Genomic DNA, 19,664 nt, shown 5'->3' with positions numbered 1-19,664 from the left:
AAATGGAACAGTCACTATTCCGTCAGGAGGCACTTGATGCAGCCAACCGTGGAAACCTGGGCATTGTGGCACTCTATTGCCCACCTTATCGCTGGTTAGTTATTTCCGTTGTAGTGCTGATCACTGCCGCGACAGCGCTGTTTTTTATATTTGGCAGTTATACAAAATATGAATCCTCTACCGGAGAACTGCTGCCTAAAAATGGCATGCTGATCATTCCGCCCCCCGTAAGCGCCACGGTGGTCGATATTCCGGTAAAAGAGGGCCAGCATGTTGAAAAAGACGATGTGCTGATGGTGTTGTCATCAGAGGTTTCAACGCAGTTAGGTCAGACTCGTCAGGTTATTGCCGAGAATCTGAAAGGCCAGCGTGAAAGGCTTCAACAGGATCTGGTGACGCTTGAAAAGCTTCATCAGGTTGAAATGAAGGGCCTGACCGACACTATCGCCAGCCTGAAACTGCAACAGGAGCAGCTGAAGCTGCAATTGACACACCGTCGGAAACAGGTTTCCCTGGCGAAAATGCAGTTGGACAAGCTGGAAGCCATGCACAACGAAGGGTATGCCTCAAGCCGTCAGATGGAAGAGCAGGAGTCTAATCTGCTCGATAGCCAGGCGCGCTACCAGGAATATCAACGTCAGCTGTTGGACATCTCGCAAAAAATTGTTCAGACCGAGCAACAGCTGCATGAAAAACCGCTGGATGACGAGAAAAAGCGTAACGATATCGAGCGCCAACTGGCTGATAACCGTCAGTCGATGGCTGAAAATGAAGCGCGCCGCTCGTTTGAATTACGTGCGCCTAAAAGCGGGTATGTCGGCATGATTATGGTCAAAAATGGACAGATGCTCACCGCCGGTCAGTCAGCCATAGCAGTTTTGCCAAGCAATACTGAACTGGTCGCCCGCATCATGGTAAACACGCAGTCCATTGGTTTTATCCAACCGGGACAGCGGGTGGTGCTGCGCTATAAAGCGTTTCCTTATCAAAAGTTTGGTCAACAGTATGGAAAAGTTATCGAGGTTTCACGCACCGCTCTGTCTCCTCAGGAAGTCACTACGTTAACCGGCAAAAACAATATTCAGGAACAGCAGTACCGCGTGCTGGTCTCCCTGAACAAACAATCAATTACTGCTTATGCGCAGAATGAAAAACTCAAGCCGGGTATGGCGCTGGATGCCGATTTTATCGTCGACAAACGTCGTCTTTATGAATGGGTGCTGGAGCCAATTTTTGCGCTTGGACACAAAATCTCTCTCTGATTAAAAGGTCTGTTCTGTGTTGTTATTAGAGAAACTCAATTTTAAATGGTTTAACCGCCTGCCGATGATTCGTCAGTCACAGGCGACGGAATGTGGTCTTGCTTGTCTGGGGATGATTGCCAATTATCACGGTCATGAAATCGACATGATCACCCTGCGTCGCAGGTTCGCAACGTCGCTTAAGGGTGCAACACTTAGTGATGTCATTGCCATGGCACAACAACTCAATATGAGTTCCCGTGCGTTACGCGTTGATATGGAAGAGCTGTCTAAATTACGCATGCCCTGCATTCTGCACTGGGAATTGAACCATTTCGTTGTGCTAAAAAAAGTGCGCGGCAATAAGATCACGCTTCACGATCCTGCACGCGGCATTCGGGAACTGACATTTAAAGAAGCATCACCGGCGTTCACCGGCGTTGCACTGGAGCTGGTTCCCTCCTCCACTTTTGAGGTCAAAAAAGAAAAAGAAAGCATCTCGATGATGAAGCTGGTGGGCAGTGTGACAGGGGTGAAATCTGCCTTTGCCCAGGTGCTTATCCTGTCCATCGCTCTGGAGCTTTTCGGCGTACTCTCCCCCTTCTTTATGCAGTGGGTGATGGATATGGTGCTGGTCTCCGCAGATTACTCACTACTCTCCTTGCTCGGGATCGGCTTTATCATGATTGCGTTGTTTCAGACCATGATTACAGCGCTGCGCTCATGGGTGATGAGCTGGTTCTCAAGCCAGCTCAGCGTGCAGTGGACGGTCAATGTCTGTCACCATATGTTAAAGCTGCCACTTGAATGGTTCGAATCCCGTCACGTTGGTGACATTCTGTCCCGCTATGGCTCGCTGAACACCATCCAAAGTACGCTGACCAGCCGCTTCATTAGTACTGTGCTGGATGGGGTAATGTCGATCGTGACAGTAGTGATGCTGTTTATCTATAACGCTAAGCTTGCCTGGCTGGTAATTGGCCTTTTTGTCGCCTATGCACTGTTACGCTTCATGGCTTATGATCCTGTTCGCCGCGCCAATGAAGAGCAAATCATCAGTTCAGCCCGCACGCAATCTTCTTTACTGGAAACGCTTCGCGGTATCCAGGCGGTAAAAACCAATAACAAGCAGGTGCCTCGTCTCTCCGCCTATATGAATTTCCTGGTGGATACGACCAACAAAGGCATTGTGATTCAGAAGCTTAACATTTTGTTTGGTTCCGCCCAGGGATTGCTCACTTCTGTAGGCAGGGTAGTACTGGTCTGGCTGGCTGCGCTGCAAGTACTGGATGGCAACTTCTCTGCAGGTATGCTTACCGCCTTTATTAGCTTCTCCGATCAGTTTATGAGCCGCGGTGCAGGTCTGATCAACGCCGTAATCGACTTCAGAATGCTGCGTATGCATGGTGAACGACTGGCCGATATCGTGTTGTCAGAAACTGAAGTCAGCTCAGAAGCCAGTCCGGTACTGGTGAGTAAAGATACGCATGATGAGACAGAAACGTCGCAGGATATCAAACTAACGGATATCCGCTTCCGCTATGCACCTACCGAACCCTGGGTAGTAAATGGTGCCAGTCTGGAAATTAAGGCTGGCGAAAGCGTTGCGATTGTCGGCCCTTCAGGTCAGGGAAAGACCACCATGGCCAAAATCATTCTGGGTCTGCTGCACCCGGAAGGTGGAACAATCACCGTGGGCGGAATGGACATTACCCAGACAGGACTTGAACACCATCGTAACCGCATCGGCTGTGTTATGCAGGATGACATCCTGTTCTCAGGCTCGATCAGTGAAAATATTAGCTTCTTTGATAATAATCCTGACCACGCAAAAATTACCCGTGTAGCACGCCTGGCGCAAATTCACGGCGATATCATGAAAATGCCGATGAACTATCAAAGCCTTGTCGGTGATATGGGATCGTTTCTCTCTGGCGGGCAACTGCAGCGTATTCTGCTAGCTCGCGCCCTCTACCGCGAACCAAAAATACTGGTACTGGACGAAGCAACCAGTCATCTGGATATCTATAACGAAGCGCAGATCAACAATGCAATAAAGCAAATGAAAATCACCCGAATCATGATTGCACATCGCCCGGAAACCATAAGAAGTGCAGATAAAATCGTCCTGTTAAATAACGGTACGCTCAGTGAAGTTACCGCAGAGCAGTTATTTGGCCAGACAGAAAAAACTAAAGAAATGGAGATTACACATGGATAAAAATATTTGTCGGTTTAGCGAAGGTATGATTACTTTACCGGAAGGCTACTGCGAGCGAACCCTGAACACGCTGGCGGATCCCCGTTCAGCGATGCCACCCGTCACTATTTCTCGTGATAAACTGGCCAATCACAACAATCCAGAAGAATATATCAGCAGTCAGCTTGCTATTCTGCAGAGACAAATGAAAGACTGGCAGCAGCAGGCAAATCAACCCGTGGTGTTGGGCGATAATCTGAGCACAGGCATCATGATTACTTATGATTTTCTGCGCCCGGATAATATCCGGCTTTATCAAAAGCAGGCGATTTTCACCTTAAATCTTGAGGATGTATTAATTTTCTCTTTGTCAAAGGCTGCCCCCCTGACCGATGAAGAAATTCAGCTGTTTAATAATATCCTGAAGAGTTTCCAGAGCTGGCCCTGATGCTTTTCCTCAGCAAAGCCTGACGACATAACGTTAAAAGAAAAACCGGGCAGGATAAATCCTTCCCGGTTTCATGCATTATGAACACCGCTAAATTAGCCGTTTACAGAGCTCAGTAACGCTGGCAGGTAAAGAGATAGGAGATCGGCCCACCGATAATATAGGTATTTTTATCAATCTTATCGACATCCAACTGCAGATGCGTTGGATCCAGCGTGATCTCTGCTAACAACTTATTAAAGATGACATCAGGGGTAGTATCAGTATTCGAAGTGACAACTTTGCTGATCTGATACCGGTAAGTATCATCGGAAATTTTAGCGCCATTGATTAATGCAACCCTTCTGTTAAGAATAGTAACACCGTCATTGCTCGTTGCCTGCCCATTCAGCAAAAGATAGCCTGAATCCTTTTTATCAAAACGTAAATCCTGGGCAACAGCGAACTCAATTCGTTTATCATCATTACGACTGAGATCGTAACGGCTAAACGCTGAGCATCGAAAAGGAAAATCTTTGGCCTGATGTGTTAAGTAATAAACCCCTGCAAAAGTCACCATTAATAGCGCAGCCAGCATGAAGATAATATTAATACCAATGCTCCGCTTCATCCCATTCTCCAGTCAAGATAATAAAAATTGTCGCATGAGATGATATGACCATCGCTATTAATTTTACACGATGAAAGAATTGTTCTTCCGAAATTCTTAGTAGTAAAAGAGGTGTTTTTATCAAAAATAATCCGGTGACCCGCATCGCAGGTTTGATTATTTTCCCTTAGAATTTGCACTATTTGCTTACCCAATGCCTGTCGTTCAACCTCATCCAGACCCTGCAATAATACTGCTTCGCAGCCACCTTCAAGTTTAATGGCACTCATTGGAATAATTTGCTCGTCAGGACGCGATACCGTGAAATACCAGAGCACCATGCCCAGCACTATCAGAGCAACAGAAGCAAACCAGTATCGCCGGGTGACGTTAACGGACGTAGCTGGCAGCTGATTACCGGGCGGAGTGGCAGGCAGGACAACGTTTTCAGCAGACCCTTCAGTTATACTTCCTTCCGATATGTCATCAGTTAAAACTTCCGTCACCCCCATGACCGGGGCTGATTGACGTTCAATTTTAATATCGGTATTCAGGCGTATACCGATTTTCGGGATGGTGATAATCAGATTTTCACAGCCATAAGCCGCGAGTGCCCTGCGCACAATACTCAGATATTGATTCAGATTACTATTCGATCCACGCAGGCCATATTTATCCCAGACCTCGGTCAGCAACGTATCACGCGCCAGTATTTCTCCCCCGGAATTCAGTAACTGTTCAAAAAGCCGACCTGAAGAAATACTGAGGCTCAGCGACTCCTGAGTAGGAATGTGGCTAAGCGTGCAGTCATCAGAATTGTAAGAAACCTGATCATCGATTATGTAAATCATTAAGAAATCACTGAATTTCCGCTCATTTATCGACAGTATAATTCAGCTTATATGAAGAAGCACTACAGACGCGTTAATCAGGCGATTAAGGAAATTTTTACAGATTAGCCAGCAAAACAGGCCGGGCAGAGTGCGTCACTGCCCGGCAGCTGGTTAATAATTTATGAAACGACAAAGAATCATAAGGTTAGCGGCGATTTTTATGGCTGATTAGCGGCAGCAAACTCCGCATAATTACTTTGAGTAATGATTTTATAGGGGATCCAGTTCAGTGATTCGACTTTCTGTTTATCCAGTAACGCTTTCACGACTTTCACAGCGCCTGTCGCCTGCCCTTTCGCATCCTGGAAAATAGTCAGCGTCATCTTTCCATTTTTGACGAACTGCTGGCCATCTGGCGTGCCATCGATCCCGGCAACCAGAATGTGGCTGTTTTTCGCCTGATTCAGCGCCATAATAGCCCCGATAGCCATTTCATCATTATTGGCGGCGATTGCATCGATCGGTCGCTGATTAAGCAGCCAGCCCGAAACTACGTCTACCGCTTCATTACGCTGCCAGCGTGCAGTCTGTTTTTCGATTACCGCCATTTGCTTATATTTAGCGATCACCGCTTCAACGGCACGCGTCCGTTCCCGCGCTTCTTCATTTGATAATGCGCCCATTAAAATGGCGACATTGCCCCGATAGTTCATCTGTTTTGCCAGCGCTTCCATCTGCATCTCACCCCCCAGGGCAGAGTCAGAACCGACATAGGCCATACTGGACGGTAATTTCACTTCCGGTTTACGGTTAACAAACACCAGCGGAATGCCCGCCGCTTCTGCCGCTTTCACCATCGGCAGTACGCCCTGTGTATCGACCGGGTTGAGAATAATGGCATCCACGCCCTGATTGATAAAGTCTTCAACCTGCTGTACCTGAAGAGCTACATCCCCTTTGGCATCGACGAACTGCCCATCCATTTTCAGCGCTTTTATCTCATCCACCATCTGCGTCCGCAGAATCGATACGAAGTTAAGATCGAAATTAGCCAGTGCGACACCAATTTTAGGTGTTTTAGCCCAGGCGGTAACGCTGATCATCAGGCTGAGCAGCAGTGCTAACATTTTGGTTTTCATCGCGTAATCCTGTAGGGTTTATTATTGATAGAACCGCCGGGCAACAGGCAAATACCCGGCGGCAGAGCTCACAACGTAAAGTGATCGCGGAACTGTGCCAGGGCTGTTTCGCTGTCGCCTTCGGCCCAGCCCTCCAGCGCAACGACGCCGCAATAGCCGACCTGCTCCAGCGCACGGGCAATGGCGCGATAGTTAATTTCCCCGGTGCCAGGCTGAATGCGCCCCGGCACATCAGCCACCTGGATTTCACCGATAGCGGGGCCGCAGCGTCGTATCAGCTCTATCAGGTTGCCCTCTCCAATCTGGGCGTGATAGAGGTCCAGATTCATCTTCAGTGCCGGGCTGTTGACCGCTTCGACCAGCGCCAGCGTATCGGCAGCCCGTGCGAACGGCGTACCCGGATGATCAACTGCCAGATTAAGGTTTTCGAGAGTAAATACCCGCCCGGCCTGCTCGCCGAGCGCAGCGACACGCCGCAGGGTGTCGGCCGCTTTAAGCCACATCTCACCGGTAACCACCTCAACCGGACGAACCGCCTGGCCGTGAGCATCCAGCCCGGTGCCATGCAGATTCAGGCTCGGGCAGTTCAGACGATCTGCAATCGCCAGTGAGGTTTCTGCGCTATGCAGCAACTCTGCAATCTCATCATCATCAGTAAGGTTACCGTTGAGGTAGCCGGTCATGGAGGTAAAACGCGCACCTGTCGCCACCAACGCGTCGATATCTTTGTTGGCCCAGTTCCAGATCTCCACGCCAAATCCCAGCGCATGAATCCGCTCAACACGCGCGATAAAAGGCAGTTCGAGAAACACCATCTCCGCACAGACTGAAAGCTGATAACCGGCCATTAGCGTTCTCCCAACAGAATGGGTTTGCGTTGCTGCACCGATTCAATACAGGCCAGCGCAATTTCCAGCGCGTTACGCGCATCAGTGCCAGTAGCGCGCGGCGTGTCACCGTGCAGAATCGCGCGGGCGAATTCTGCCATTTCAGCAACATAGGCCTCACGCAGCAGATCGGTATCCATTCGAGACGTTGCGATGGCAATACCCTCGGCATGATAGCGCACACAGTTGTCCTGATTGATGTTGCCAGCCTGCAGCATACCTTTACTGCCAAAGACCTCACCGCGAACGTCATAACCGTAAACTGCCTGGAAGTTGGCTTCCGCAGTGGCAATGGCACCGTTATCAAAGCGGATGGTCACCACCGCGGTATCAAGTAATCCCTTATCTTTAAAATCGGGACGCACCAGCGCATCAGCCAGCGCATAGACCTCAACCGGCCGGGAACCCGGATTGAAGTGCAGCAGGGTGTCGAAGTCATGGATTAAGGTTTCAAGGAAGATGGTCCACTGCGGGATCGGGGCCGGATCGCGCAGGCCAGGGTCGCGTGTCACCGAACGGCTTAGCTGGGTGGTGCCATTGGTGCCTGCTCTGACAGCTTCAATAGCTGCGGCGAAGCCTGCACTGAATCGACGATTGAAGCCGACCTGCAACACAACGCCCGCATCCTGTGCGGCGGCAATAGCCCGATCTGCCTCATCCAGCGTTACCGCCATCGGTTTTTCGCAGAACACGTGCTTGCCAGCCCGGGCTGCAGCGATCACCAGTTCGGCGTGAGTGCGAGCCGGCGTAGCAATAGCAACGGCATCGATTTCGCTGTCATTGAGTAACGCCTGGATATCGGTATAGTCTTTCTCCACCCCCAGCCGGTCTGCCAGTTGCTGCGCTGCGCCGGGTTGCAGGTCGGCGACCGCTGTCAGCCGTGCCCCAGGCACCCGCAGCGCCAGATTCTCTGCATGAAAACTGCCCATGCGGCCAGCACCGATCAATCCCACTCGTACTGTTTTAAGGTTCATAACTGCTCCTGTTTTTTGTTGTCAGCCCAGTCAGGCTGAATAGGGTGTCCGGATGTCGCCTGCGCTTTGGCGGCAAAACGACGGGATTTTGAAAGCATCAGCGGCTCGATGTGCTCCAGTGAGATGCCTCGGGTTTCAGGCAGAAAACGTTTTACAAACCAGAAGGCCACCAGGCAGCCAGCGGCGCAGAGCATCAGTGGAAAAGCACCATGGAAGTGATCCATCAGCAAACGGCTACGGTTCATCATCGGGAAAGTCTGAGTAACGATGAAATTGGCGAGATACATCGAAGAAAAGGCGTAGCCCATCGCGACGGCACGAATCCGGTTGGGAAATATTTCAGAGATCAGTAGCCAGGCACCCAGACTCCATGACATACCAAAAATCAGTACGAACGCCACCAGGCCCACAACCGGCAGCAGGCCACCGATCTGCGCTATAAAGGCCCAGGCGGTAATCACCAGGCTGACAGCGCAACCCAGCGCTCCCCAGCGCAGCAGACGCGTCCGTCCCCAGCGATCCACTGCGTTCAGACAAAACGCTACTCCGACCAGCAGCGCCAGTCCGAGGAAAATGCTGTGATAGAGGGAGGTCTGTGTATCCGGTGAGATGTTCTGCAGCAGCGACGGTGCGTAATACAGCAGGATGTTGATGCCCGAAACCTGCTGCAGAATCGCAATCGCGCAGCCGATCAGCAGGATGTAACGCATTCTGGCGTCGCGGAGCAGACGGGTTCCCTGCTGACGGGTAACAGAATCCGCGTCCGGCGCACTGATTTCTGCCAGCAAACGCCGCGCATGTTCAGGCGTCGAAAGCCGGGTCAGCACTGCCAGCGCGCGTTCACGCTTGCCGTTTAACGCCAGCCAGCGTGGTGATTCCGGCATAAAGGGCACCAGTGCCAGAAACAGCAGGCAAGGCACCACACCCGACGCCAGCATCCAGCGCCAGCCTTCACTGACTATCCAGGCATGGGGCATACCGCGTGCAATCAGGTAGTTCACCACATAGACCGTGACCTGACCGCCAACCATCAGCATCTGCTGCAGCCCAAGCATGCGCCCTCGCCAGTCCTTAGGTGAGACCTCTGCGATATAGAGCGGCGTAATTGCCGACGCCATCCCGACCGCCAGGCCACCCACCAGTCGGTAAATCACAAAACCGGTTAGTGAATCTGCCAGCGCAGAACCCACCGCAGACACGGCAAACAACAGCGCGGTGATCACAAGTGTAGGTTTACGCCCGATCCGATCTGAGATCGCGCCGACACAGCCAGCGCCGACGATACAGCCGAGAATGACATTTGAAACAGCCCATCCACTTTGCCACGGCGTTAGCGCAAGGTGTTCCGTTAATGGCTCAATAACGCCGGAAATCACTGAGGCGTCATAACCGAGGATCACCCCGCTCAATGAGGCGATGGAACAGATGAACAGCAACAACTTCAGATTATGTTTACGCATAACACCTTAACTTTCCCATTGTTTTTGACAGGTGAGAGTTAGTGTCAGCGTTGCAAAGTGGATGCCAGTTTTAAAGCGGGCTTTTATGTGAACGCGCTCGCAGATGGCACATCAGAATTGAAAATAAAATTTACATGTCAACTTAACATGTCATTAAAATGGACATTCCATCGACCACGAGAGAGTGAAATGCAATCTTTGCATGATTTGCTGCCTAATAAAGAAGAGAGCGATGCCATATTCAGCCTGCCGGAAGGCGGTGATGCGGCACAGTGGGAAGCTCGGTTTGCCCGGGGCTGGCAGGCATTTAGCCAGGGTGAACAGCCGCGCTGGATCCGCCGCAGTATTTTGCAGTCATGGAACCGCTCGCACGAACATGGCATCGATCCGGTATCTTTTGAGTACAGTGCCTCCGATCCAACGAAGCTGGCCGCCGTTCTGCGTCATAACAGTGAGCTGATTACTGTGGCGCATAGCGTGATGGAGAACCTGCTGGCTTACAATCCCGATGGTCATATCAATCTCACAGATGCGCAAGGCATCGTACTGAGTTTTTGCGGCAGCGACCTGACTCCGGTCGGCAGCATCCTGCGTGAGGAGGTGCTCGGCACCAACTGCACCGCGCGCTGCCTGCGCGAGCAGCGGCTGGTCTATGTACTCAGCGGAGAAAACTGGAAAATCGCGCTGCGTGAACGTAACCGGCAGTGCGCCGCAGCTCCTATCCGTGATGCCAGCGGTCGTATGACCGGCGTACTGACGCTGACCGCCACGCCTGACAATTTCAGTGCCCATACGCTGGGCACCGTGCAGGCTGCCGCAGAGGCAATTGGCCAGCAACTCACCTTACGCCGTCTGCTGGCCGAGCAGCAGTCGATACTGGAGACCCTGAATGAGGGCGTTGTGGTCTGCGACCGCGACGGGCGCATCAAAACCCTGAACCGCTACGCTCGTCAGATCTTTGCCGGTATTGATACCGACAACGCCCTGATCGATCAGGTGCTGCAGCCCCAGTCCGGTTCATTGCTCACACTGCCCTGCTGTAATGACCGCGAGATGGTGTTCCGCCCCGATGGCAGACCCAGTGTTTCATGCCTGGTCTCGCTGATGCCGGCACCGGACGGCGGTCGCATCCTGTCGCTGCGGGAAAATCAGCGCATCCGTGCCATTACCCGTCGTGTGCTCGGCGTCAGCGCCAGCTATACCTTTGAGATGATTCGTGGTCAGGCACCCACGCTGCAGAAGGCTCTTCAGGATGCCCGCGCCAGCAGTCGCAGTGACAGTACCGTTCTGCTGACCGGTGAAAGCGGAACCGGTAAAGAGCTGTTTGCTCAGGCGATCCACAATGCCAGCAGCCGGGCGCATGAGTCCTTTGTCGCGGTTAACTGCGGCGCACTGCCGCGTGACCTGGTGCAGAGTGAGCTATTCGGCTACGTCGATGGCGCGTTCACCGGCTCACGGCGCGGCGGTTCGGCAGGTAAATTTGAGCTGGCCGACGGTGGCACGCTGTTTCTGGATGAGATTGGCGAAATGCCACTGGAGGCACAGACCAGCCTGCTACGCGTGCTGCAGGAGAGTGAGGTGCTGCGCATCGGAGCGGCGCATCCGCTGAAAGTGGATGTCCGCATCGTGGCGGCAACCCATTGCGATCTGCTCAGTGCAGTGGAACAGGGTGCTTTCCGCCGTGACCTGTTCTATCGCCTCAATGTTATCTCCCTGACCATCCCTGCCCTGCGTGAACGCCAGAGCGACATTCCTGATCTGGTGAATACCTTCATTCACGCCCTGTGTCAGCGGCTGAATAAAACGCCTCCGCAGGTGAGCATTGAAGCAATGAACGCCCTGCAGGCATGGCACTGGCCCGGCAACGTGCGCGAGCTGGAAAATCTGGTCGAGCGGATCGTTAATCTTTGCCAGAGCAGCATCATCGACCTTGCCGATTTGCCGCCAGCGATGGTGACGCGCGCAGCCGAAAACAGACCAGCGGCCAGCAGCCTGTTGCAGGATAATGAACGAGCCTGCATCCTGCAGACCCTTCGCGCGCAGGGGGGTAATCTGCGGCAGTCCGCTAAGCTGCTGGGCATTTCTCGCACGGCGCTCTATAACAAGCTCAATCAGTGGAATATCTCTATAGATACGCTGCGCCAATAACCGGCTGGTGGCACTCAGCAACACCAGCATACATTCAGCCCGTTCAAAATATGGCTTTTGATCGCATCAGGGCCTAAAATGTGACCACCCCTAACAGTGGTCACTGAATTTTTTCACCCACCTTTGATCTGCCAGGTTCTGACAATGACTCAATCCGTAACGGAAAATGGCACACGCGGCCCGCTCGGGCACAATGTGCGTGACCAGATTGTCGATGCTGCCATGCAGCACTTCGCGCATTATGGTTACGAAAAAACCACCGTCTCCGATCTCGCCCGTGCTATCGGCTTTTCCAAAGCGTATATCTACAAATTTTTTGAATCAAAACAGGCGATTGGCGAAGTGATCTGCTCCACCCGGCTGGCGATGATTATGCAGCACGTCGAAGTCGCTATCGCCGATGCGCCTGGAGCATCGGAACAACTGCGGCGACTGTTCCGCACGCTTTCCGTCACCGGCACTGAACTCTTTTTTCACGAACGTAAACTCTATGATATTGCTGCCGTCGCGTCGCGTGACCGCTGGCCATCGGCGATGGCGCATGAAGAACGACTGCTCAGCCTGATTCAGCAGATCCTGCGCCGGGGGCGTGAAGCAGGTGAGTTTGAGCGTAAAACCCCGGCTGACGAAGCGGCGGAGGCAATCTATCGGGTGATCAAACCCTACGCCAGTCCGGTACTGCTGCAGTACAGCCTTGATGACGCTGAAGAAGCCTCTGCACAACTGGCAGCGCTGGTGTTACGTAGCCTTGCGCCCTGAACATTGCGCATGATGTGACTATTGACTTATTTAGTCACAAGAGCAACGATAGCACTCTGTCTGGTTATCGCTCAGGATTCTGATGCTGCTAAGCTTATCTCTCTCTGCTCTATTCCATCCCTGCGTTCGTCCATCGCACCATTCTACGCAGGGTCTCACCTTCCGCGCTCAAGGCGTGTATCCATTGTCTGCGGCAGCATTTCAATCACTGTCCGGACTCTCTACGGGAGTAATCCAATGAGTCACTTAGCCTCATCACAACGCATTGTCATTACCGGCGCGGGCATCGTTTCGCCACTGGGTTGTGGCGTTGAAACCGTCTGGCGGCGATTAACGGCAGGAGAATCAGGTATACGTACCCTTCCCGATACGCTTACTGCTGGCACCGGTATTTCAGTAGGTGGCAGCGTGCCGGGCATCGATGAAGATCCGCTGGCAGGTTACGACCCCGAGGCGTTCATTGCGCCGAAAGAGCGTAAAAAGATGTCGCGCTTTATAGAATTCGCGCTGCTGGCAGCAGAAGAAGCGCTGAATCAGGCGGCCTGGCATCCTGAAGATGAGGCGACGCGTGAACGTACCGCGACGATTATTGCTTCAGGCGTCGGCGGCTTTGGTGCCATAGCCGACGCGGTGCGCACCACCGATGCACGCGGCCCGCGCAGGCTCTCACCCTTTACAGCACCTTCGTTTCTGGCCAACATGGCCGCGGGTCATGTCTCAATCAAACACGGCTTCACCGGCCCGCTGGGTGCGCCCGTTACCGCCTGTGCGGCGGGAGTTCAGGCAATTGGTGATGCAGCCAGGCTGATCAGAAGCGGTGAAGCGGACATTGCTATTTGTGGCGGCACAGAAGCGGCGCTGGATCGCGTCACGCTGGGCTGTTTCGCGGCTGCACGTGCGCTATGTGTGGGCTATGAAGATCAGCCGCACCATGCCTCACGTCCGTTTGATCGTGACAGAAACGGCTTTGTGATGGCCGAAGGTGCAGGCCTGCTGGTGATTGAGTCGCTGGCTCATGCCGAAGCACGCGGTGCGACGCCGCTGGCGGAGATAGTCGGCTATGGCACCAGCGCCGATGCATACCACTTAACCGCGGGTCCGGAGGATGGCAGCGGGGCTGCGCGGGCGATGAGAACCGCCCTGCGCCAGGCGGGCATCAGCCCGGAGGACGTCCAGCATATCAACGCACACGCAACCTCAACTCAGGTTGGCGATCACGGTGAGCTGGCGGCTATTCGCGCAGTGTTTGGCGATGATTCGCAGGTCGCGATCGCCTCAACTAAATCCGCCACCGGCCATCTGCTGGGTGCGGCAGGCGGCGTTGAGGCGATATTCACCCTGATGGCGCTGCGGCAGCAGCTTATTCCGCCGACGCTGAACCTCCATCATCCCGATGAAGCCGCAGGCAATCTTGACCTGGTGGCGCTCAATGCACGTCCCACGGCGCTGACTTATGCCATGTCGAACGGTTTTGGTTTTGGCGGCGTCAACGCCAGTCTCCTGTTGCGTAAGTGGCAATGACTTCAGAGTGACGATTAAGCCCGCGCTGCCAGACACCCTCTCAGCGCGGGTAATACATCGGACGTCCTTAAAAATCATGCACAGCTGTTCCCTGTGTGCCGGGGTTTATCAAAACACCCTCTGTACAACACTCGCTTTATAAATCTGTACCTTTCCTGACAAAATTGCCTCCGCCAGACCTCCTGCCCTTTTTCTTTCAGCACTACAATTAATCGGATGAAAACAACCTCAGAGAACGTTAATGAAGATTGCAGCTTTCGATATTGGTGGTACCTCTTTAAAAATGGGCGTGATCGATGAGCAGGGAAATATTCTGACCAGTGAGAGTGCTGATATTTCCCATAATTCACGCGACAAAATACTTGATGCGATCCTGGCCTGGCTGGAGAAAAATCCCGGCTGTGCTGGCATCGCCGTCAGCACGCCCGGTTATATTGATGCAGAAGCTGGATATATCGCCATGGGTGGCACCATTCGGGACTTCGACCAGTTTCATCTGAGCCAGTGGCTGACGGAAAAAACCTCACTGCCTGCCACGGTCGAAAATGACGCCCACTGCGCCTTACTGGCTGAACAGTGGCTGGGCAAAGCAAAAAAACTCAGTGATTTTCTGATGTTAACTATCGGCACAGGATTAGGCGGAGCGGCCTTCTGCAACGGCGCGCTGATCCGGGGCGGTCGTAACCGCGCGGGCGAGTTTGGCTGTCTGCTGACTTCGCGCCCCACCAGCAGCAATATTGAACGCCATACCATGAGCCAGAGTTGTACCATGACGGCGCTTCGGGAGAATTACAGCCAGCTCATCGAAAAATCTTCCGACGACGTCACGGGTAAAGATGTCTTTGACGCATACGAGCGCAAAGAAGAAGCCGCGCAGCAGGTGGTGAATAAATTCTACCAGGATCTTGCAGCCTGCTTATATAACCTCTTCAGCGTGTTCGATCCGCAGATGATATTTATCGGTGGTGGAATTACCGAGCGGGAACCGTTCCTCGAGGAACTGGCAGAGCAACTGGCAAAATATGATCTTGATATCCGCATTGATACCGCGACCTACGGCAACGACTCCGGCATGTTGGGCGCAACCTGGAATTTCCTGCAGCGTCAGCCAGACAAATAATGGCTTGTAGTTCAGGACGTATGCAGGTTACACCTTTCTGATAATTATGATGATTTATCTGGTGCGGTATTCAAAACGATAACCCGGTCATGACCGGGTTTACTCTTGTTTATATTAGTGTCGTATTTGCGCCAGATCGTCTGACGTCAGGCCGGTCATTTCTATGACAGTTTTACGATCAAGGCCGTTTTGTAGCATAGTGCGCGCAATTTTCAGGGTAGCTTCACGCTGTCCTTCAGTACGACCTTTCTCAATACCACGCCGTTCACCAAGCTCGATACCTTCTGCGCGACCTTTTTCGATCCCTTTTTGTTCAAGCTGCTGTGCGATGGTCATCAGTGCGTCTCCGTGTTGTGGCACCCGCTGTGCCAGTTCGCGAACGAAAGCTTCGTAGTCAGCTGACTCACCAGCCTGCAGTAAATAGTGTATCAGCGTCATCACCTGGGGTGAAGAAAGATAATCGGCCATGAGTAGCGTGACCAGATGGTCAGTCAGGCTTGCAATGTCGCGTTGATGAATATGTTTCTGCAAAAGCGTCAGGGCGGCCATACTGCGATGAGTCATGATCTCATCATCCGGGATGACCGTAATGTCCACCAGCGGGAAGGCGCCTCTATAAAGGCTTTCCGCCACTACCGGATCATCGAATTCGTCGAACCAGCGGGTCGACCACGGATAGGGAGTGCGCTTACCGGTATAGAACAGTACAGGTATGACTAAAGGCAGCTTTTTATGGCCAGCTTCAAGGTGGCGCTGCATAGCGGCTACCGCATAACGTATCAGGCGGAATGCCATATGCCTGTCAGGGGTGGATTGGTGTTCAATCAGAACATGAATATATCCGTCACCGGTTGAGGTTCTGAGACTGTACAAAACGTCACTGAAGTATTGACGCAAATCGTCTTCAACAAATGATCCGGACTCAAGCTTCAGTGTGGTGAGATCGCAGATTTTAAGCAATTTCTCCGGAAGGTAGATCTGCATAAAATCTCTGGCAACATCCGGATGCGTAAGAAACTGTCTAAAAGTAGCATCATGAGGTGTAGCACTATTTTTATTTTTCATCAGTTCAGCCCCTGTAAATTCCATGCGCTGCTACCACAGCGAAGAGGCTATCTTAATAGATCACATTTTAATTTATAATATTTAAATCTTGCCCAATCCATATAGATTAACTACACCCATGCTCTTTTAAAAAATTTATTAGCAAGATGCATTATGACGCAATCTAAATTAACCACCTTAATCAATTTATATAGCGATAATTAAAACCTCCGGATGTACCCGAAACTTCTAACGCTGACCATTAATGTCTGAACCGCTTTACGAAAAGTTAATTTTCTATTTAAGTCACGGCATAACCAGCCCGATCACGCTGTTTATACCGCTCGCTCCCTATCCCCGTCCCGGCGCATCCAACAGGCTAAGCGCCACGCCTGTCAGGGTATAGACCACGACATACAACAGAATCAGTGCCGCAAGCAAAAGGCGGTGGCTGCGCATCTCACTTTTCTTCATGGTGCCATTCAGAAGGTGTAGCTCAATGCCAGGGTGGCCGATGCGCCGTTGTGCCGTGCAACGATGGGGCTATCTGAAGCATGCTTATCCAGCCAGCTGTAGTCACCGATCACACTGGCAGCCCAGGCAGGCGTGAACTGATGGCTCCAGGTCAGGCTGGTGTCGGTGCCATAAAATCCACCCGCGGCGTCATAGCGTTCAAATCCGCTGCGCGCACTTTGCTTGCTGTTAACGCCATACCAGGTATTCATATAACGCCCGTCGCCAAACAGTCCCGCCACCTGCAGTGCCACGGTATCGTCACTGGTCTGCCAGGGGATCAGGGTTACGGAAGTCCGGTACTGCACACCCTGACTATCACTTAATGGCAGCGTCGCTTTGCCCTCCAGCACCAGCCACGGCGTTACCGACCATCCCAGCGCCAGCGCGGTGTTCATCGTTGCGTCGATGTTCCCCATGCCTCTGAGCCGGTCATCCCCATCTCGCCAGGATGAATTCTGGTCAGAACGGCCCAGCCCGTAGCCCAGCGTATGTTCCAGATACAGTCCATTATCTGCCTGCAGGTCATAGCCAATGCCTTTCTGTGAGTCTAAAAAGAAGGCCCCGTCGCGTGCCTGGATCACCGGCATCAGCTGCCAGTGCTGCTTATCGGCGCCGCTATAGCGTGGTGCATTGATACCTGCAATGCCCAGCGTGACGCTTGGCGGCGGCGTAGTCTCATCAGCCATGGCAGTCGCGGCACTGAATCCCAGCGAAAAACAGACCATGTGCAGCGTTATTTTTCCGGTTATCATCACGTTTCCTCATTATCACATCAGGTGCGGAGCTGAGGGGTTCAGAGCCGCGTCAATGGCCGGAGTATGCGAGGCGAGTGTCAATTAACGACCAGGGATTTATGAAGAAACAGTCAAGGTGATCCGAAAATGCAGTCAAAACGTGTACTGATTATTGAAGATGATGCTGATGCGGCGGGCGTACTTGAGGCCTACCTGAAACGTGAAAATTATGAGGTCATGATTGCCGGTGATGGGCCAGGCGGGCTGGATGCCGCCAGACGCTGGCAGCCCGATCTGATCCTGCTGGATATCATGCTGCCCGGCATGAACGGCACTGAAGTGCTGGCAGCGCTGCGACGTCGTGACGATACCCCGGTGATCATGGTAACCGCGATGGGTGATGCGCCGGACCGCATCGGCGCACTGCGCTATGGCGCGGATGACTACGTGGTCAAACCCTATCATCCGGGCGAAGTGGTGGCGCGCGTTCAGGCAGTACTGCGCCGTAGCCAGCAGAGTCAGGTACCCGCTGCAGAAACCCTGCGCTGGGCGGGTTTAGTGGTGGACCCGGTGGCGCTCACCGCAGTGGTCGATAGCGACAGTGCTTCACCGCGCCGCCTCGATCTGACACCGACCGAATTTTCCCTGTTGGTCACCCTGATGCGCGCTCCGACGCGTCCGTTTACCCGCCTGTTTCTGCTGGAGCACTGTCTGCCGGAAAGCGATGCGCTTGAGCGGGTGGTCGATACCCACGTCTATAACCTGCGTCGCAAACTGGAAGCCGCGGGCATCTCTGATGTCTTACCGGCAGTGCGCAGCGTCGGTTACCGGTTCAGACAGCCATGAAGAACGATACGCATACTTCATTGTGGCGCTGGATCTGCATCCGGGTGCTGTTTCTGGCGATTGGCAGCGTGGTGCTCATTGCCATCTGTATGTGGCTGCGCTTCGCAGTGCAAGCGTACTGGGTCTATTACCGGATGCCGCCCGCGCTGCTGGATGAGTTCACCCGGTTGCGCCACCACCCTGCCAGCGATCCTGTGCGCTTTCATCAGATTATGGACCAGTGGTGGGGCATCAACTTCTCCGATCCGTCGCTGGCCTCGTCGGACTGGCTTACCGTGATCGTGCTGGTCGTGGTAACGATTCCGTTTATGGTGCTGATGGCGCTGCGTTTCGCCCGTCCGCTGTCGGCGCAGTTCAGCCAGCTGGCTACTGCGGCGCGAGCGGTTTCAAAAGGCGAATTTGGCCGATCGGCGGTAATCGTAAAAGAAGCCCCACAGGAGCTGGTACGTTTTACTGAAGATTTTAATCAGATGACGCAGCAGCTGGCGCGTTACGAGCGTGAGCTGCGCACCTCGCATGTGGCGATGGCGCATGAGCTTCGCTCGCCACTGACGGCGGCGATGGGCCGCCTGCAGGGGATTCTGGATGGCGTCTTTCCTGCCGAACCGCAACAGCTGGCAATGATCATGAAGCAACTGACGCAGCTCAGTCGCCTGACAGACGAACTGCATCTCTTGTCGCTGGCGGATGCCGGGCAGCTTACCCTGAACCGCGAGTGGTTTAATCTCAGCGAGTTACTGCGCGAGCGCTCCGGCTGGCTTCTGCCGCAGGCAGAACAGGCGGGGATTGCCATCAGCGTGACATCACCCAACGATCTGCGGCTGTATGCCGATACCTTCCGGCTGGGCCAGGTAGTGACCATCATCTGTGAGAATGCAATGCGCTACGCTGCCGACGGTGGCGCGTTGCTGATCACGGCCAGCCAGAACGATCAGGCGATCATAATGACCTTCCGCGATTATGGTCAGGGTGTGGAGCCGGACTTCCTGCCGCAATTGTTTGACCGCTTTACCCGCGCTGACTCCTCACGCGCCCGCCACTCCGGCGGCAGCGGTCTGGGACTGTCGATTGCCAAAGCGATTGTCGAGGCGCACGGCGGGTCGCTTCACGCCACACTGCCCGCCGACGGCGGTCTGCTGATCGGGATAACGCTGCCGACGAGATAAATTGTTCTGGCTTGACCATTTCTTGATGGTTCATGGAAC

The 19,664-nt window shown here is 53.2% G+C and carries 18 protein-coding genes; 9 read left to right on the top strand and 9 right to left on the bottom strand.

Annotated elements, in window-relative coordinates; all coding sequences use genetic code 11:
• Positions 1-2: 2 nt before the first annotated feature.
• Genes ACVKSX_RS20835 through ACVKSX_RS20825 form a run of 3 tightly spaced genes read left to right on the top strand, consistent with a single transcriptional unit; the run spans position 3 to position 3,889 of the window.
• Complete coding sequence (locus ACVKSX_RS20835; protein ID WP_354439310.1) at positions 3-1,262, top strand: HlyD family secretion protein; 1,260 nt, start codon at positions 3-5, stop codon at positions 1,260-1,262.
• Positions 1,263-1,278: 16 nt separating this feature from the next.
• Positions 1,279-3,462 (top strand): peptidase domain-containing ABC transporter, encoded by a 2,184-nt coding sequence (locus ACVKSX_RS20830; protein ID WP_072123950.1) that lies wholly within the window; start codon positions 1,279-1,281, stop codon positions 3,460-3,462.
• Positions 3,455-3,889, top strand: coding sequence for a DcrB-related protein (locus ACVKSX_RS20825; RefSeq protein WP_010256796.1), 435 nt, complete (start codon positions 3,455-3,457; stop codon positions 3,887-3,889). Before ACVKSX_RS20830 ends, ACVKSX_RS20825 begins: the two co-directional genes overlap by 8 nt.
• Before the next feature lie 112 nt (positions 3,890-4,001).
• Here the strand turns inward: ACVKSX_RS20825 and ACVKSX_RS20820 are convergent, their stop codons facing one another.
• The 6 genes from ACVKSX_RS20820 to ACVKSX_RS20795 form a co-directional block, all read right to left on the bottom strand.
• Entirely contained in the window at positions 4,002-4,499 is a 498-nt protein-coding gene (locus ACVKSX_RS20820; RefSeq protein ID WP_022624196.1) for a FidL-like protein, read from the bottom strand.
• Positions 4,496-5,329, bottom strand: coding sequence for a winged helix-turn-helix domain-containing protein (locus tag ACVKSX_RS20815; RefSeq protein WP_050680286.1), 834 nt, complete (start codon positions 5,327-5,329; stop codon positions 4,496-4,498). The genes ACVKSX_RS20820 and ACVKSX_RS20815 overlap by 4 nt, the downstream gene beginning before the upstream one ends.
• 200 nt (positions 5,330-5,529) lie before the next feature.
• A complete protein-coding gene (locus ACVKSX_RS20810; RefSeq protein WP_124890767.1) occupies positions 5,530-6,450 on the bottom strand; it encodes a substrate-binding domain-containing protein in 921 nt (306 codons plus the stop codon).
• 68 nt (positions 6,451-6,518) lie between these two features.
• Complete coding sequence (locus tag ACVKSX_RS20805) at positions 6,519-7,298, bottom strand: TIM barrel protein (RefSeq protein WP_354439313.1); 780 nt, start codon at positions 7,296-7,298, stop codon at positions 6,519-6,521.
• A complete protein-coding gene (locus ACVKSX_RS20800; protein WP_033774013.1) occupies positions 7,298-8,311 on the bottom strand; it encodes a Gfo/Idh/MocA family oxidoreductase in 1,014 nt (337 codons plus the stop codon). Before ACVKSX_RS20800 ends, ACVKSX_RS20805 begins: the two co-directional genes overlap by 1 nt.
• Complete coding sequence (locus ACVKSX_RS20795; RefSeq protein WP_010256816.1) at positions 8,308-9,771, bottom strand: sugar porter family MFS transporter; 1,464 nt, start codon at positions 9,769-9,771, stop codon at positions 8,308-8,310. Before ACVKSX_RS20795 ends, ACVKSX_RS20800 begins: the two co-directional genes overlap by 4 nt.
• Before the next feature lie 189 nt (positions 9,772-9,960).
• On the opposite strand from ACVKSX_RS20795, the gene ACVKSX_RS20790 reads away from it, so the two are divergent.
• The 4 genes from ACVKSX_RS20790 (at position 9,961) to ACVKSX_RS20775 (ending at position 15,319) form a co-directional block, all read left to right on the top strand.
• Complete coding sequence (locus ACVKSX_RS20790) at positions 9,961-11,919, top strand: sigma-54-dependent Fis family transcriptional regulator (RefSeq protein WP_354439315.1); 1,959 nt, start codon at positions 9,961-9,963, stop codon at positions 11,917-11,919.
• A 144-nt stretch (positions 11,920-12,063) separates the two neighbouring features.
• A complete protein-coding gene (locus ACVKSX_RS20785) occupies positions 12,064-12,678 on the top strand; it encodes a TetR/AcrR family transcriptional regulator (protein WP_354439316.1) in 615 nt (204 codons plus the stop codon).
• Positions 12,679-12,915: 237 nt separating this feature from the next.
• Positions 12,916-14,199, top strand: a complete 1,284-nt coding sequence (fabF, locus tag ACVKSX_RS20780) for a beta-ketoacyl-ACP synthase II (protein ID WP_033759862.1) — start codon at positions 12,916-12,918, stop codon at positions 14,197-14,199.
• A 241-nt stretch (positions 14,200-14,440) separates the two neighbouring features.
• Positions 14,441-15,319 carry an ROK family protein gene (locus tag ACVKSX_RS20775; RefSeq protein ID WP_346441352.1) on the top strand — a complete coding sequence of 293 codons (879 nt, stop codon included), beginning with the start codon at positions 14,441-14,443 and terminating at the stop codon, positions 15,317-15,319.
• 114 nt (positions 15,320-15,433) lie between these two features.
• On the opposite strand, the gene ACVKSX_RS20770 is transcribed toward ACVKSX_RS20775, so the two are convergent.
• The 3 genes from ACVKSX_RS20770 to ACVKSX_RS20760 form a co-directional block, all read right to left on the bottom strand.
• Positions 15,434-16,384 carry an Rpn family recombination-promoting nuclease/putative transposase gene (locus tag ACVKSX_RS20770; protein WP_064689856.1) on the bottom strand — a complete coding sequence of 317 codons (951 nt, stop codon included), beginning with the start codon at positions 16,382-16,384 and terminating at the stop codon, positions 15,434-15,436.
• Positions 16,385-16,714: 330 nt separating this feature from the next.
• Positions 16,715-16,837: a hypothetical protein gene (locus tag ACVKSX_RS20765; protein WP_254920079.1), complete on the bottom strand. Its 123-nt coding sequence runs from the start codon at positions 16,835-16,837 to the stop codon at positions 16,715-16,717.
• Between the two features lie 8 nt (positions 16,838-16,845).
• The gene (locus ACVKSX_RS20760; RefSeq protein ID WP_022624202.1) at positions 16,846-17,631 is read right to left on the bottom strand and encodes a MipA/OmpV family protein; all 786 of its coding nucleotides are present in this window, start codon (positions 17,629-17,631) and stop codon (positions 16,846-16,848) included.
• A 129-nt stretch (positions 17,632-17,760) separates the two neighbouring features.
• Between ACVKSX_RS20760 and ACVKSX_RS20755 the strand changes: the two genes are divergently transcribed.
• Together ACVKSX_RS20755 and ACVKSX_RS20750 are read left to right on the top strand one after the other, a co-directional pair.
• Positions 17,761-18,459 carry a response regulator gene (locus tag ACVKSX_RS20755; RefSeq protein ID WP_010256840.1) on the top strand — a complete coding sequence of 233 codons (699 nt, stop codon included), beginning with the start codon at positions 17,761-17,763 and terminating at the stop codon, positions 18,457-18,459.
• A complete protein-coding gene (locus ACVKSX_RS20750) occupies positions 18,456-19,625 on the top strand; it encodes a sensor histidine kinase (RefSeq protein ID WP_033770228.1) in 1,170 nt (389 codons plus the stop codon). Before ACVKSX_RS20755 ends, ACVKSX_RS20750 begins: the two co-directional genes overlap by 4 nt.
• Positions 19,626-19,664: the final 39 nt, after the last annotated feature.

This window comes from Pantoea sp. PvP021 (genome assembly GCF_054056055.1).
This window is presented reverse-complemented; position numbering and strand designations above follow the sequence as displayed.